The 15,019-nt window shown below is 64.3% G+C and carries 16 protein-coding genes; 6 read left to right on the top strand and 10 right to left on the bottom strand.

Going from position 1 to position 15,019, the window contains the following annotated elements; translation table 11 throughout:
- Positions 1-2: 2 nt before the first annotated feature.
- From NCS00_RS31330 to NCS00_RS31315, 4 genes are read left to right on the top strand one after another with little or no spacing between them, the layout of a single operon-like run.
- A complete protein-coding gene (locus tag NCS00_RS31330; RefSeq protein ID WP_250442109.1) occupies positions 3-1,088 on the top strand; it encodes an ABC transporter substrate-binding protein in 1,086 nt (361 codons plus the stop codon).
- A gap of 51 nt (positions 1,089-1,139) precedes the next feature.
- Positions 1,140-1,913, top strand: a complete 774-nt coding sequence (locus NCS00_RS31325; RefSeq protein WP_239295339.1) for an ABC transporter permease — start codon at positions 1,140-1,142, stop codon at positions 1,911-1,913.
- A gap of 9 nt (positions 1,914-1,922) precedes the next feature.
- Complete coding sequence (locus tag NCS00_RS31320) at positions 1,923-2,705, top strand: ABC transporter permease (RefSeq protein ID WP_008345434.1); 783 nt, start codon at positions 1,923-1,925, stop codon at positions 2,703-2,705.
- A 13-nt stretch (positions 2,706-2,718) separates the two neighbouring features.
- Entirely contained in the window at positions 2,719-3,489 is a 771-nt protein-coding gene (locus NCS00_RS31315; protein ID WP_033535709.1) for an ABC transporter ATP-binding protein, read from the top strand.
- On the opposite strand, the gene NCS00_RS31310 is transcribed toward NCS00_RS31315, so the two are convergent.
- The gene (locus NCS00_RS31310) at positions 3,486-3,860 is read right to left on the bottom strand and encodes an ester cyclase (RefSeq protein ID WP_008345436.1); all 375 of its coding nucleotides are present in this window, start codon (positions 3,858-3,860) and stop codon (positions 3,486-3,488) included. The genes NCS00_RS31315 and NCS00_RS31310 overlap by 4 nt on opposite strands.
- A gap of 173 nt (positions 3,861-4,033) precedes the next feature.
- Between NCS00_RS31310 and NCS00_RS31305 the strand changes: the two genes are divergently transcribed.
- Together NCS00_RS31305 and NCS00_RS31300 are read left to right on the top strand one after the other, a co-directional pair.
- Complete coding sequence (locus NCS00_RS31305) at positions 4,034-5,347, top strand: Gfo/Idh/MocA family protein (protein ID WP_008345437.1); 1,314 nt, start codon at positions 4,034-4,036, stop codon at positions 5,345-5,347.
- A 900-nt stretch (positions 5,348-6,247) separates the two neighbouring features.
- Positions 6,248-6,949, top strand: a complete 702-nt coding sequence (locus tag NCS00_RS31300; RefSeq protein ID WP_250437727.1) for a sterol desaturase family protein — start codon at positions 6,248-6,250, stop codon at positions 6,947-6,949.
- 61 nt (positions 6,950-7,010) lie between these two features.
- On the opposite strand, the gene NCS00_RS31295 is transcribed toward NCS00_RS31300, so the two are convergent.
- The 9 genes from NCS00_RS31295 to NCS00_RS31255 all read right to left on the bottom strand — a co-directional run bounded on the left by NCS00_RS31295 (position 7,011) and on the right by NCS00_RS31255 (position 15,008).
- Positions 7,011-7,901, bottom strand: a complete 891-nt coding sequence (locus tag NCS00_RS31295) for a LysR substrate-binding domain-containing protein (RefSeq protein ID WP_250442108.1) — start codon at positions 7,899-7,901, stop codon at positions 7,011-7,013.
- A 65-nt stretch (positions 7,902-7,966) separates the two neighbouring features.
- Positions 7,967-8,692 carry an amino acid ABC transporter ATP-binding protein gene (locus NCS00_RS31290; protein ID WP_250442107.1) on the bottom strand — a complete coding sequence of 242 codons (726 nt, stop codon included), beginning with the start codon at positions 8,690-8,692 and terminating at the stop codon, positions 7,967-7,969.
- 44 nt (positions 8,693-8,736) lie between these two features.
- The gene (locus NCS00_RS31285; RefSeq protein WP_008345442.1) at positions 8,737-9,393 is read right to left on the bottom strand and encodes an amino acid ABC transporter permease; all 657 of its coding nucleotides are present in this window, start codon (positions 9,391-9,393) and stop codon (positions 8,737-8,739) included.
- The gene (locus NCS00_RS31280) at positions 9,390-10,154 is read right to left on the bottom strand and encodes an amino acid ABC transporter permease (RefSeq protein WP_008345443.1); all 765 of its coding nucleotides are present in this window, start codon (positions 10,152-10,154) and stop codon (positions 9,390-9,392) included. Before NCS00_RS31280 ends, NCS00_RS31285 begins: the two co-directional genes overlap by 4 nt.
- Positions 10,155-10,197: 43 nt before the next feature.
- Complete coding sequence (locus NCS00_RS31275; protein WP_250442106.1) at positions 10,198-11,010, bottom strand: transporter substrate-binding domain-containing protein; 813 nt, start codon at positions 11,008-11,010, stop codon at positions 10,198-10,200.
- Between the two features lie 39 nt (positions 11,011-11,049).
- Positions 11,050-12,132 (bottom strand): ABC transporter ATP-binding protein, encoded by a 1,083-nt coding sequence (locus NCS00_RS31270; protein ID WP_250442105.1) that lies wholly within the window; start codon positions 12,130-12,132, stop codon positions 11,050-11,052.
- A gap of 13 nt (positions 12,133-12,145) precedes the next feature.
- Entirely contained in the window at positions 12,146-12,988 is an 843-nt protein-coding gene (locus NCS00_RS31265) for an ABC transporter permease (protein WP_250442104.1), read from the bottom strand.
- Positions 12,985-13,905 carry an ABC transporter permease gene (locus tag NCS00_RS31260; RefSeq protein WP_250442103.1) on the bottom strand — a complete coding sequence of 307 codons (921 nt, stop codon included), beginning with the start codon at positions 13,903-13,905 and terminating at the stop codon, positions 12,985-12,987. Before NCS00_RS31260 ends, NCS00_RS31265 begins: the two co-directional genes overlap by 4 nt.
- Positions 13,906-13,910: 5 nt before the next feature.
- Complete coding sequence (locus NCS00_RS31255; RefSeq protein ID WP_250442102.1) at positions 13,911-15,008, bottom strand: ABC transporter substrate-binding protein; 1,098 nt, start codon at positions 15,006-15,008, stop codon at positions 13,911-13,913.
- Positions 15,009-15,019: the final 11 nt, after the last annotated feature.

The raw sequence follows: 15,019 nt of genomic DNA, 5'->3' as shown, positions 1-15,019 counted from the left end.
CGATGACACTACGATTCAAGCTCTTCGTCGGCGCGGCGACGCTGTTCGCTGCGCTCATCGGTCCCGCGCAGGCCGCCGATCCGGCCGTGGTGCGCATCGGCGTCGCGCAGCAGGGAACCGGCGATCCGCCCGTTTTCGGCGGCTCGCCCGCGGCGACCGCGCTTTTGCAGCATCGCGTCGAAGATGCGTTGCAGCCCGAGCACATCAAGGTCGAGTGGATCTTCTTCAAGGGCGCGGGGCCCGCCGTCAACGAGGCGCTCGCGAACAAACAGCTCGACTTCGCGTATCAGGGCGATTTGCCTTCCGTGCTCGGCCGCGCGAACGGATTGAAGACGCATCTGCTGCTGGCGTCGAACGTCCGGACGGGTGTGTACCTCGCGGTGCCTCCCGATTCGGACATCAAGAGCGTCAAGGATCTGAAGGGCAAGCGCGTCGGCATCTTTCGCGGGACGAATCTGCAACTCGTCGCCGATAACGTGCTGAAGCAAAACGGCCTCAGCGAACGCGATCTGCGCGTCATCAATCTCGATACCGCTGCCTCGCAGGCCGCGCTGGCGTCGAAGGGCGTCGATGCGGTGTTCCTCGACTACTCGCTCTTCAAGCTGCAACGTCAGGGGCTCGCGAAGATCGTCTATGCATCGCGCGATGACGGCGTGCAGTTCACGCGCCAGGCGCATCTTCTCGTGCTCGAAGACTACGAGCGCGCGCATCCCGACACGGTGCAGAAGGTCGTGACCGCCGTGGTGCAGGCCGCGCAATGGTCGTCCGATGAAACCCATCGCAATGCACTCTTCGCGTTGTGGGCGAAGAGCGGCGTGCCGGTCGAATCGTGGTCGTCCGAGTTTGCGAATCAATCGATGAAGGACCGCATGTCGCCGCTCATCGATCCGTTTCTGGTCGCGCGTTATCAGGCCGTCGCCGACGATGCGTTGCGTCTGAATCTGATTCGTCAGCCCGTCAGCGTGAATGGATGGTTCGAGCCGAAGTATCTGGATCAGGCGCTGAAGTCGCTGAAGCTCGAAGCCTACTGGCCGCGTTTCGATGCAACGGGCAAGCCTTCCGGCGAACGTCTCGCGGAGAACAGATAAATGGCCAATGCACTGACGCGTGTGTTTCAGCCCGCGGATCGTGCGCGCGGAATGTCATCGACTGATGCGTGGCGCACGATCGGCTGGACTGCGTTGCCGTGGATCGTGCCCAGCGTCTGCGCGTTGCTGTGGGTGCTCGGCTCGCACTACGGCTGGATCTCCGCGCAAGTGTTGCCGGCGCCCGCGCTCGTCTTCGAAACGCTCGGCGCACTCGCGAAGAGCGGCGAGTTGTGGACGCATCTGCTGGCGAGCACGACGCGCGCCGCTGTCGGATTCGGCGGCGGCGTGCTGCTCGGCATCGCGCTCGGCGGATTGCTCGGCCTGTCGCGCACGCTGGAAGCCTACGTCCTGCCGAGCTTCAACGCGATCGTGCAAGTGCCGGTGCTCGGCTGGTTGCCGTTTCTCATGATCGTCGTCGGCATCGGCGAGCCGCTGAAGTATCTGCTGATCGGGCATGCGGCGCTCGTGCCCGTCACGCTCTCGACACTGCAAGGCTTTCGCGGCACGCCGCGTGCGTTGCAGGAAGTTGCGTCGGTGTATCGCTATACGCGCTGGCAAGTCATCACGCGCGTGACTTTGCCGTCCGCGATTCCGGTCATCGGCACGGGCGTGCGGCTCGCGTTCACGAAAGCGTGGCTGACGCTCGTCGTCGTCGAGCTCGTCGCGTCGTCGGAAGGGCTGGGTTATCTGATCGTGTATGGACGTCAGCTTTTTCAGCTCGATCTCGTGCTGGCCGCGGTGCTGATCGTCGGCGCAATCGGCTATGCGGCAGATCGCCTGCTCGATGCATTCGAGCGCAAGCTGCAACGCGGCCGCGTCAATTGAGGATCAGCCATGTCGACTCTGGATTGGGAAGCGGGAACAGTCAAAGGATCGTGGCGCGGACTCGTGCTGCCGATAGCCGCGCTCGCCGTGTGGTGGTACGTGTCGCGCGATGCGCAAGTGGGGCGAGGCGTGATGGTTTCGCCTGCACACGTGTGGAGTACGGCGGTCGATCAGGTCCGCAGCGGGGCGCTCGCGCGCGCGTTGTCGGCATCGCTTGCGCGCGAGTTGACGGGCTTTGCGATCGGCACCAGTCTCGGCCTCGCGCTCGGCGCATTGCTCGGCATATCGAAGCTCGCGAATCGCGCGATCGCACCGAGCTTCAACACGTTCAAGCAAGTGTCGCTGTTCGCGTGGATTCCGTTGATCTCCGTGTGGTTCGGACTCGGCGATGTCGCGAAGGTCGTGTTCCTGTCGCTTGCCGCGCTCGTGCCCGTCGTGATGCATACGAGCGACGGCATCCGCGCCGTTCCCGCGAACTGGCTCGACGTGGCGCGCGCATATCGCTATGGCAGGCTGCAAACCGTGGCCTATGTCGTGGTGCCCGCAGCGTTGCCGTCCATCTTCACGGGCGTGTATCTGGCGCTCATCTATTCGTGGCTCGCGACGCTCGGCGCGGAGTATCTGCTCGTTGCGGGCAGCGGCATAGGCAATACGCTCGTCGATGGCAGCGAACAGTTTCGTATGGATCTCGTCGTGTTCGGCGTGATCGTGGTCGGTTTGACGGGGTGGGCGTTGAATGCTTTCGCGCGCGGCGTGCAGCGGCGCTGGTTCGGCGCGTCGCGCGCGGCTTGAGGAGAATCCGGATATGACGACGCAAATAGAGCAAGACAGTGGCCTGACGCTGCGGCACGTGAGCAAGCGCTTCGCTGGCGATGCGGGGCCGCCGGTGCTCGATCGCATCGAGCTGTCGATTGCGAGCGGCGAGTTCGTGAGCATCGTCGGGGCGAGCGGTTGCGGAAAGTCGACGTTGCTGCGGCTCATCGCGGGCCTCGATGGCGATTACGACGGCGAGATCGATTTCGGCGGCGAACGCGTCGTGACGACGGATCTGTCGCGCGGCATCGTGTTTCAGGATCATCGGCTGTTTCCGTGGCTCGATGTCGCGCAGAACGTCGCGGTCGCGTTGCGCAACGCGCCGTTATCGAAGGCCGAGAAGGCGCGCGCGGTGGCCGAGCATATCGAGCTCGTCGGATTGAAGGGCTACGAGCGGCTTTATCCGCATCAGTTATCGGGCGGCATGGCGCAGCGCGTTGCGATTGCGCGAGGACTGGTGAACCGGCCGCGTCTGCTGTTGCTGGATGAACCCTTCGGTGCGCTCGACGCACTTACGCGAAGCCGCTTGCAGCTCGAATTACAGCGGATATGGGAGCATGAACGGATCACGATGGTGCTCGTCACGCACGATGTGGAGGAAGCCGTGCTGCTGTCGGACCGGATCGTGGTGATGCAGGCGCGGCCGGGACGCATCGGGGAAGTGGTGGATGTATCGCTGCCGCGGCCGCGAAAGGTTGGAGATAGCAAGGTCGCCAGGTTGCGCGACGATATCGTGGACAGCTTCTTCACCGAAGCGGCCTAAAGCTGCGCTTCGATCGCCGCTTTATCGATAACGGACCACACGCGCTCGATCTTGCCATCGCGGAACTCATAGAAGACGTTCTCGCAAAACACGACGCGTCTTCCATCGATATGCAGGCCGAGGAAGTCAGCCTTCGGCGTGCATTCGAAGCGCAACCGGCAAGCGACGCGCGGCGGCTCCGCTATCAGCAGCTCGATATCGAAGCGGAGGTCCGGAATTTCGCGCACATCTTTCTTCAGGAGCTCGCGATAGTCATCGAGCGTGAGCGCGCGCGCGTTGTACTGCAGCGCATCGTGAACGAACGCGCCGAGATTCGGCCAGTCGCGCGCATTCAGGCAAGCGATGTATTGCCTGTAAATATCTGAAAGCATCGTGTGCGCTCCAAAAGGAATGGTGATGCGCTTATCGTAGCGTTGTGCGTTCGGCGGTGAACCGACGCGCGCAGCGCTCAATTCTCATCGACGACTCGCTAACCAACAAGCTTACTTCGGATGGCACGCGCAATGCTGAACGCAGGGATCACATTTCCCCGCCGGAGTTCTCCATGCCTTTTCGCGGCCAACCCGATCAGCTTTTGCCCAACGCCGCGCCCGCCGAACCGGAAGCGGGGCGCCGTTCGTTTCTGACACGCGGCGGCGCGGGCATTGCAGTCGCGCTCGCGGCCGGAACCGGCAGCGCATGGGCCGCCGGTCCTTCAGGTGCCGATGCCAATCAGGTCAAGCTGCCGCTGATTCAAGATCCGAACACGGAGCAGAAGGAAGAAACGCCCGACGCGAATCTGCCGCCCGACGCGCGCATCGGCTATGCGATCGTCGGGCTCGGACGTCTTTCGTTGAATCAGATTCTGCCCGCGCTCGCGCAATGCAAATACTCGAAGGTGGCGGCGCTGGTTTCCGGCGATCGCGAAAAGGCGCGGCGCGTCGCGCGTCAATACGGCATCGCCGATGCCGACATCCACGATTATCAGGACTTCGAGCGTCTTGCAGACAATCCGCGCGTGCACGTCGTGTATATCGTGTTGCCGAACGGCATGCACAAGGCGTTCACGCTGCGCGCGGCGAAGATCGGCAAGCATGTGCTCTGCGAGAAGCCGATGGCGAACAATGCCGCCGACTGCGAGGCGATGGTCGAAGCGATGAAGCGCGCCAATCGCAAGCTGATGATCGCGTATCGCAGCCAGTACGAGCCGATGGATCGCATGGTTGCGAAGATGGTCAAGGAGAAGAAGCTCGGCACATTGCGCGAGTTCATCGCGGGAAATTCGCAGAATGTGGGCGATCCATCGCAATGGCGCTTGAAGAAGGCGCTCGCGGGCGGCGGCGCAATGCCCGACATCGGCCTCTATTGCCTCAACGCGGCGCGCTTTCTGTCGAACGAAGAGCCGATGGAAGTCGTCGCGACGGTGCATCGCCCGCAAGGCGATCCGCGCTTTGCCGAGGTCGAGGAATCGGTGCACTTCATCCTGCGCTTTCCGAGCGGACTCACGGCGACGTGCATGTCGAGTTATGCAAGCCACGAATCGCGTTTCTTCAGGCTGCAAGGCGCACAAGGCTGGGTCGAGATGGATCCGGCGTTCGGCTATAACGGATTGCGCTTGCGTCACGGCATGCTCGTCGACGGCAAGAGCGCGACGACCGAAGTGCAGATCGATCCGCAGAACCAGTTCGCGCGCGAAATCGATCACATGTCGGTCTGCGTGAAGGACGATCTCGTGCCGCACACGCCGGGCGAGGAAGGCTTGCAGGATCAGCGGATCATCGACGCGATCTACGAATCGGCGCGCACCGGCCGCGCCGTGAAGCTCGCCCAGCCGGATGCGCCGACGCGCGGGCCGGAGCCGCAGGAAGAGACTTTCTGATCGGTTGCGAACGGGTGGCATGTGGCGCGTGCGGAAGAGATAGCGCACGAGCACGCTCGCCGCGTTGACGCCCGTCGCGAGGTGGACGCCTTGTGCGCGGTAAGGATTGGCCAGCACGACGTTGGCGAGAATCTTAACCGCGAAGCCTCAGAGATCATGCGATAGCGCGTTTCGGTCGCGAACTGATTCGCGAGTCCGCAGCGGAACAGTTTCGTCACAGCGACGGTGTCCTTCGGCGTGAACGCGCCCCTCTGAAACAACAGGTCGATCCCCCGCAGAAAAAGAAGCACTTTCGCCGTGGCCCGCCCCGCGCGTGCGCCAACTCTCGCACGATCGGCAAAGACGGGCGGTACATCAGCCGTCCCTCGCGGCATCAGCGATGCTAATAGCCGAAGACGCCGTTATCAGATCGATTTGACGGGGCGCGCCGGGCATTCATTCAGGCTTGCTGCTTAACCGCCCATTCCCGCGCGTCCCATTGATACGGAACCGTAAGGACGGTGTCATCCGGGCTAGCACCGATATAAGCCCGAATTATCCGGCGCATCAATAAACAGTATTAGGCGTTATGGTGCGATCTCGCTACGCTTCATCCAATGCGCTCGCTTACCACAGTCGGCGCGCACAGATGGAGACGCTGATGAACACGCGCTGCCGCAGCGAACGGCAATCCCGCATTCGTCTAGCCGGTGTTGTCGTCCGCGCGCGGCAGCGCCGATCATGCGCCCGTGCTGATCTTCCAGAACGAGCGCGCGCATCGGCTTCGGGATCAGCGTTATTCGTGGTGTCGGAGACGCTCGACAAGCTCGAAGACGGCTGCGCGCGGACTCCCTCCCGAATCATTGCGCATAACGGCGGACGCCAACGGGCACACGCCTTTCACAACAGCCGGAGACATTGATGAAATACGAAGATGACGTTCGTGCGCGTTCCTACAAGTTCCGCGACGAGTATGTCGATGCCACGCCATGGTGGTATCGCGGCGAAATGCACCTCGGCTTCACATTGCTCTTCACGGGCGGCGTGATCGTCTTTTGCCTGATGCAGCTTCATGCGCCGACGCTCGCCGAATGGATGGCCGTCATTCCGCTCTTTCTGTTCGGCAACTGGGCGGAATGGGCGGCGCACCGCTATGTGCTGCATCGTCCGACGAAGTATTTCAGCATGATCTACAAGCGCCATTGCGCGGTTCATCACCGGTTCTTCACGCATGTGACGCTTGAATACAAGGGTCACCGCCACTGGCGCGCGCTGCTGTTTCCGCCTTTCGCGCCGGTTGCATTCGTGCTGGCCGCCGTGCCGTTCGCGCTCCTGATCGGGTTCGTATTCTCCCGCAACGCAGGCTACATCGCGCTGTTCACGATGGCGGCATACTTTCTGATGTACGAGGGCCTGCATACGCTCTCGCACGTCACCGACAGCCCGTTCCTCGACCGCGTTCCGTTCGTGAACACAGTGCGGCGCCTGCACGCTACACACCACGATCCCGAAGTGATGGCGACACAGAATTTCAACCTCACGTTCCCGATCTGCGACACGCTGTTCGGCACACGCAGCGACGTTCCCGGTCGTGCGCGCGAACCGTTGGAACGCGGCCACTAAGGCGCTTGTTTCCGCAAAACACAATCGCTCGCGACGTGGCGTTGCGTACGGCGGCCTCGAACTACCCGGCCGTCGCAGCCGCCTCACGGTTGCGCATGATCCATTCGCTGAAGAGTTTGACCTTCGGCTGACTCGCGACGCACTCCGGATAGACGAAGTAATAGCGTGAGCCCGTTTCGAGCACGATGTCGAACGGCATGACGAGCCGCCGGGCCGCCACGTCTTCGCTGACCAGCGTCCGGTCGCCGATCGCGACGCCGAACCCTTGCATGGCGGCGTTGGTCGCCAGATCGAGCGTTTCGAATGTCGGTCCGAGCGTCGCGTCGATCTCGCTCGCACCCGCGCAATCGAGCCAGAGCTTCCAGTCGCGGTGATCGCGCGTCGGATGCAGCAACGCATGATGCGCGAGATCAGCCGCGGCGGCGAGCGGACTTTCATTGAGCAGTTCGGGCGAGCACACGGGCGTGAGCTGCTCGTCGAAGAGCGGCACGGCGTGCACGTCCGCACCGGGCGACGAGCCGTAGATGATCGCCGCATCGAACGATTCGACCTCGAAATCGACATCGTGCTGCCAGGTCGTCGTGATCTGCAATTGCAGTTCGGGATGCTCGCTCTGGAAGCGCATGATCCTCGGCAGCATCCATCGCATCACGCAGGTGGGCACTTTCAGCGCGAGATCGGTGCGCTGGCGCGTGAGACGCAGCGATACCTCTTCGATGCGCCCGAAGCTCTCTCTCACGACGGGCAACAGCACGTCGCCTTCCGCCGTCAAGGTCAGGCCCCTTGCGCCGCGGATGAAAAGGGGAAAGCCGAAGTATTCCTCCAGCGCGAGAATCTGTCTGCTGATCGCCCCCTGCGTGAGGCACAGATGTTCCGCCGCACGCGTGAAGCTGCGGTGACGCGCGACGGTCTCGAAGATCTGCAGTGCGTTGAGCGGAGGAAGTCGTCGCATCGGGGCGTGTCTCCGATCATGAAAATCACGTCAGCCGGAAATAGTGTAGCAAGCCGGGCGCGGTGCTAATGCAGTATCTTGCCCAGAAAATCCCTCGCCCGGTCGGACCGCGGATGCGCAAAGAACGCGTCCTTATCGTCGTCTTCCACGATGCGCCCGTGATCCATGAAGATCACCCGGTGCGCGACCTTTCTGGCGAAGCCCATTTCGTGCGTGACGCACATCATCGTCATGCCTTCCTGTGCCAGTTCGACCATCACGTCCAGCACCTCGTTGATCATCTCCGGATCGAGCGCGGAAGTGGGTTCGTCGAACAGCATCGCGACCGGGTCCATCGACAGTGCGCGCGCAATCGCCACGCGCTGCTGCTGGCCGCCTGAAAGCTGCGCGGGATACTTGTCGGCGTGCGCGCGCAGGCCGACGCGCTGGAGCAGACGCAGCGCCTTGTCGGACGCTTCGTCTTTCGAGCGCCCCAGCACTTTCGTCTGCGCGAGCGTGAGGTTGTCCGTGATCGACATGTGCGGAAACAGCTCGAAATGCTGAAACACCATGCCCACTTTCGAGCGCAGTTTCGACAGGTTGGTGCGCCTGTCGTGGACGGACTCCCCGTTGACCGTGATGCTGCCGCTCTGGAACGGCTCGAGCCCGTTGACGGTCTTGATGAGCGTCGACTTGCCGGACCCGGACGGCCCGCAGACCACGACCACTTCGCCTTTGCCGACGGTGGTGGTGCAGTCGGCCAGAACCTGGAACTGGCCGTACCACTTCGACACGTTACCGATGGAAATCATGCGCAAACCTTTTTGAAAGTGCGTTAGCCATTGAGACGCGGCTTTTAGCGATGTCTGCCGACGCGATACCGGCGCTCGAGCGCGCGCGCATACCAGGTCAGCGGAAAGCACATCGCGAAGTAGAGCAACGCGACGAGGGCGTAGATCGGGAAGGGACGGAACACTGCGTTGGTGATCATGGTGCCGGTCTTGGTCAGCTCCGTGAGACCGATGATCGACGTGAGCGCCGTGCTCTTCACGACCTGCACGAGAAATCCCACGGTGGGCGGCACGGCGATCTTCCATGCCTGCGGCCAGACGACGTAACGCAACTGCTGCGTCCACGTCATGCCGAGGCTCGCCGCGGCGCTCCACTGGCCGCGCGGCACCGCCTCCACGCAGCCGCGCCAGATGTCGGCGAGACAGGCGCCCGTGTACAGCGTGAGCGTGACGGTCGCGGCAGCCCAGGGCGACACTTCGACGCCCAGCAGCGGCAAGCCGAAGAAGCCGAGGAAAAGCTGCATCAGAAGCGGCGTGCCCTGGAACACCTCGACATACAGCACCACCGTCCGGCGCAGCCACGGCAGCGGCGACACGCGCATGGCGAGCAGCGCCAGTCCCGTGAGGCCGCCTCCGACGAACGCGATCACCGAAAGCACAACCGTCCAGCGCGCGGCCAGCGTCAGGTTGCGGGCGATATCCCACAGCGTGAACTCGATCATCGTGAACGCTCCTTCGGAAGGCCGGGTTCGGCCGCGCCGATGCGCAGGGACAACAGGTTGCGCAGACCGCGCCGGGAAGTGGTCGCGGCCGCGCGGCCGGCCCGTCCCGCGAACAGCCGCTTGCCGAGTCGGTTGATCAGCATGCGCAGCACGATCGACAGCAGCAGATAGATCGCGGTGACGATCACGTAGCACTCGAACGAACGGAAGTTGCGCGACTGAATGAAGCTGGCGGCGTGCGTCAGGTCAGGCACCGAAATCTGCGATACGACCGCGGAGCCGAGCATCACGATCAGCACCTGCCCGAGCAGTGCGGGAAACACGTTGGCGAGCGCCTGCGGCAACACGACGTGGCGGAACACGTGCGGTCCCCGCAGGCCGAGCGCCATCGCGGCCTGGAGCTGTCCGCGCGGTATCGAGTCGATGCCCGCCCGGACGATTTCCGTGGCGTACGCGCCGAGGTTCACCGTCATCGCCAGCACGGCGGCCTCGATTTCGCCGATATGCACGCCGAGGCTGGGCAGCCCGAAGAATACGAAGAAGAGCTGCACGAGAAACGGCGTGTTGCGAATCAGCTCGACATATGCGGTGATCGCCGCGCGGACCGGCTTCGGGCCCGTCACGGCGAGACACGCGCCGCCGATGCCGACCAGGCCGCCCAGCAGCGTCGATATGGCGGTCAGGCCGAGCGTCACCGCGACGCCATGCGCGAGCACATCGACATAGAGGCCGACGTCGCTGAAGTCGAACGTGTAGGTCATCGAGCGATCCTCCCGCGTGCGAGTGAACGGAGCGCTCCGCGCATCACAGGTCGGCCGGCAGCGGTGCGCGCAGCCACTTCTGCGAGATCGCGTTCATCGTGCCGTCCTTCTTCGCCGCGGCGATGGCTTCGTCGACCTTCTGCTTGAGGCGCGGCTCGTTCTTGTTCAGGCCCACGTGATCGGGCGAGCTGAAGAGCGAGAACTTCTGCTCGGGATCGTTCGACGGTTGACGGGCGATGATCGTCGCGCCCACGTCGTTGCCCACCACGAGCAGTTGCGCCTGCCCGGCCAGAAACGCGGAGATCGCGCCGTTCGGGTCGTCGAATCGCTTGATCGACGCGGACGGCGGCGCGACCTTGCTCACGCTCAGGTCTTCCAGCGTGCCGCGCGCGACGGCCACGCTCTTGCCGGCAAGGTCGCCCGCGTTCTTCACGGGCAGCGACTTCGGACCGAATACGGCCAGGTTGTACGGCGCGTAGGCCTGCGAGAAGTCGATCACCTTTTCGCGCTCGGGCGTCTTGCCGACCGAGAGCAGCATGTCGGCCTTATGGTCGACGAGATACGCCATGCGGTTGTCGCCGGTGACCTGAATCAGTTCGACCTTCGCGTTGAGGGTCTTGCCGATCAGGCTGGACACGTCGATGTCATAGCCCTGCGGCTTCATGTCCGGCCCGATCGAGCCGAACGGCGGATAGTCCTCGAAGACGCCGATCCGGACGACGCCGGACTTGTTGATCGAGTCGAGCGCGTCGGCGTGCGCCAGCGGCGCGAATGCGCCGAGGCCCGCGATGCCCGAGAAGGCGAGGAGGGCGGCGGTGCGGGCGAGGAAGCGCTGCGCGGAAGTCGTCGTGTGCATGAAGGTCTCTCCTGTGTCGATACGGTGGGCGGCGTGAATTCAGTGCGCGGTGCGTGCCGCGATGAGCTTGCAGGCGTGCGGCGGAAGTTCCGCGAAGACGGGCATGCCGATTCGCAGGTCCGGCGTCTCGCGCGGCGTCGTGGCGGCGGTGAGCGTGAAGCCCGCGCAATCGATGGTCGCTTCGAGCGACGCGCCGACATCCCGGATGAACGCCACCTTTCCGGCGAGCACGTTGGGCCCGGGATCGACGGCGCCGTTTACGGCTGTCCGCATGCAGACGTCTTCGGGACGAATCAGCAGGCGGACGTCGCCCGCCGCGCCGCGCGCGGGCGGTGCGGCATCGACGACGATCTGCTGGCCGCCCGGAAGCGCGATCCGGTCTCCGCCTTCGAGCGTGACGGGCAGGATGTTGCCGAGGCCGATGAAGTCGGCGACGAATTCGCTGACGGGATTGCGATAAATGTCGAGCGGCTTGCCGACCTGCGCGATGCGTCCTTTTTCCATGACGACGATCTCGTCGGCCATGGTCATGGCTTCGCGCTGGTCGTGCGTCACCATGATCGTCGTGATGCCGAGGCGCTGCTGCAGGAGACGGATCTCGACCTGCATCGCCTCGCGCAGCTTCGCGTCGAGCGCGGAGAGCGGCTCGTCGAGCAGCAAGAGCTTCGGCGACGACGCGATGGCGCGCGCAATCGCCACGCGCTGGCGCTGTCCGCCCGACAGCCGCGAGACCGGCCGGTCCGCCATGTGCGGCAACCGGATCAGATCGAGCAGCTCGGCGACGCGGCTGGCTTCCGCCTCCTTGCCGACCCGGCGAAGACGCAGCGGATAGGCGATGTTCTGCGCGACCGTCATGTGAGGAAAGAGCGCGAGCGACTGGAACACCATGCCGAAATCGCGTCGGTTCGCGGGCACGTCAGTCAGATCGCGGCCGGCGAAGGCGACCGTTCCGGACGACGCCGTTTCCAGCCCCGCGATGATGCGCAAGAGCGTCGTCTTCCCGCAGCCGGACGGCCCGAGAAAGCACACCAGCTTGCCGTCGGGCACGGCGAGATCGACATGATCGACGGCGTATGCGGCGTGGAAGCGCTTCGTTACCGCCTGAAGTGTCAGATGAGTCATGAGGGTTCCCCGGTTACAGCGCGACGCCTTCGTCGCCGACCAGCTTTTCGAGCAGCCAGATCAACGCAAAGTCGATGAGCACGATGACGACCGCGAACGAGAACACGGTCGGATCGAGCGAGGACACGGTGCGGCTGTACAGCCAGATGGGCAGCGTCATCGTGTCGATGCCGTACAGAAAGAACGTGACCGTGAACTCGTTGAACGAGACGATGAAGGCGAACAGCATGCCGGCGAGAATGCCGGGCCGCATGAGCGGCAGGACCACATCGACGATCGCGCGGCGCGGGCTCGCGCCCATCAGGCACGCGGCTTCCTCGAACTCCGGGCCGATCGCCGCGACCGAGGCGGCGCAGTTCTTCACCGTGAACGGCAAGGCGAGGATCACGTGCGCGATGATGAGCCGCAGAATGCCGAGCTCGACGGGCAGCACGTTGAACACGAGCAGCAGCGAGAGCCCGAGCATCACGAGCGGATAGACCAGCGGCAGCGCGACGAGCTGCTCGATAACCGCCTTGCCGCGGAAGCGATAGCGCGAGAGCGCGTAGGCGGCGGGCACCGAGACGGCGGTGGCGATGATCATCGTCGATACCGCGACGACGAGGCTCGTCGTGAGGGCCGTGCCCATCGAGAGCACATCGCTTGCGTCGGGCGATACGAACGTGTGCCACGCGGCCCGATACCAGCGCAGCCCGAAGCCCGGCGGCGGGAATTGGAGCGTATCCGAATTGCCGAACGACATCGTCACCATCGTGAGGATCGGCAGGGCGGCGAGAAAGAGCACGACGGTCGCGAGCAGGCTGGCGGCGCGGCTCAGGCGTCCCGGCATGATCGCGGAAAGGCGCAGGGCGCTCATGAACGGGCTTCCTCCGTGCTTTGCATGCCGCGTACGAGCCGTTGCGATACCGACATGACGACGAGCGTCGCCACCATCAGCACCACGCCGGATGCCGACGCGGCGGGCCAGTTCAGAAGCGGCGCCACCTGGTCGTGCACGAGCACGGCGAGCATGGGCACGCGGCGGCCGCCAAGCAGCAGCGGCACGGCGAACGCGCTCGCGTTGTAGGCGAAGACGAGCAGCGCGCCGGAAACGAGACCGGGCATCGCGAGCGGCAGGACGATGTGGCGCAGCGTCTGCGAGCGCGTCGCGCCGAGCGTAGCGGCCGCTTCCTCGTAAGAGCGCGAGATGGCGCGCATGGCGCTCGCGAGCGGCAGCACGGCGAGCGGGAACGCGGTCTGGATCAGGCCGAGCAGCACGCCGTTCTCGCGATAAAGCCACTGCACCGGACGCCGCACGACGCCGGCCGCGAGCAGCGCGTTATTCAGCATGCCCGCCGGCCCGAGCATCACGAGCCAGCCGTAACCCTGCAGCAGCAGATTGACGAGCAGCGGCAGCAGCACGCCGGCAAGAAGGAGCCGGCGAGCGAGCCGCGATTCGGTGCGCGCCATCGCGAGCGCCACCGGAATCGCCAGCGCCACCGCGCAGACCATGCTCTCAAACGCGAGCTTGAGCGTCAGCCCGAGCGAACGCAGGAAGTACGAATCGGCGAGGTCCGCGTAATTGTGAAGCGTGAGTGCGCGCCACTCGTTCCCCGGCACGCCGAAGCTCATGCGCAGCACCGCGAGCGACGCCGCGACGAGCACGGCGAGAAACGCGAGGATCGGCGCGAGCAGCACCCACGGCGGCACCCTGGGCAGCGCGGGAGCCGACGTCTGTCCGGAGGCGGCGCCTGCCAGCGCTGCCGTCCTGCGGCGGAAAGAGAGTGCGGACATGGAGCTCAGGCCGAGAAGATTTCCGTATAGCGCTTGATCCACGCCGGTTGCACCGCCGCCAATGCCTTGTCGTCGTGCAGCACGGCGTTCTCCGCGATTTGCTGGGGAGACGGCACGAACGCGCGGCTTTCGGCGGGAATCGCCGCCTTCGAGTTCACCGGACCGTTCAGCACGTCGGCGGCCATGCGGCCTTGCACGCCTGCGTCGAGCGAATGGTTGATGAACGCGTGGATCAGGTCGATGTCGCCCGGGTGCGCCTTCGGTATGACCGTGAACATCAGCTGGGTGGCGAAGCCTTCCTTCATCCCATACGTGACGGCCATCTTGTACTCGGGCTTGCGCAATTGATCGGGGAAGAACGCCGGCGAGTAGATGCCGCCGATATCCAGCGAACCCGTGCGGAACAGGTCGGCGACCTGATTCGGATTCTCGCCGAGCGTGAGCACGCGGTCCTTGAGTTGCGCGAGCTTCGCGAAGCCCGGTTCGATGTTCTGCTGCGAGCCGCCCGCCATCTTGGCGGCGATGATCGCGAGATCGACCGCTTCGGCCCATTCCGGCGGCGGCAGGAAAATCCGCCCCGCATACTTGGGATCCCAAAGCGCTTCGTAGGTCGTGGGCGCCGTCTTGACCGACGACGTGCTGTAGACGAGACCGTCCGACCACAACAGATAGCCGATGCCGAAGCCGTTGGCGCCCGTTTGATACCGCGCGGCGACATCCTTCAGGTTGGGGAGTTTGTTCAGATCGGGCTTCATCAGCAGACCGGCATCCGCGAGACCCGAGGCGCCCACGCCCGCGAGCGTGATGACGTCGTAGGTCGGGCGGTCTCCGGCCGCTTTCACTTTCGCCACCATGCCGGAGGTGCCGTCGGCGCGATCGGCGATGACCTGCGCGCCGGTCTTCTGGCTGAACGTCGCGGCAATGTTGCGCAAGGCCGCCGCGCCGGTGTCGTCGGACCATGTGAGCAGGCGCAGCGTCTTGCCGGCGAAGCTCTTCTCCTGCGCCTTCGCGGTGCTGATGAACGGCATCGGCAGACTCGATGCGGCGAGCGCCATGCCGATGGTCTTGATGGCCTGCCTTCTGCCTCGTTTGATGTCATGCATGGTTCACTCCT

It is taken from the genome of Caballeronia sp. AZ1_KS37, from assembly GCF_023631165.1.
Lineage (GTDB): Bacteria > Pseudomonadota > Gammaproteobacteria > Burkholderiales > Burkholderiaceae > Caballeronia > Caballeronia zhejiangensis.
Note: the sequence above shows the minus strand (reverse complement) of the source record. Positions and strands in the feature narration are given on the sequence as shown.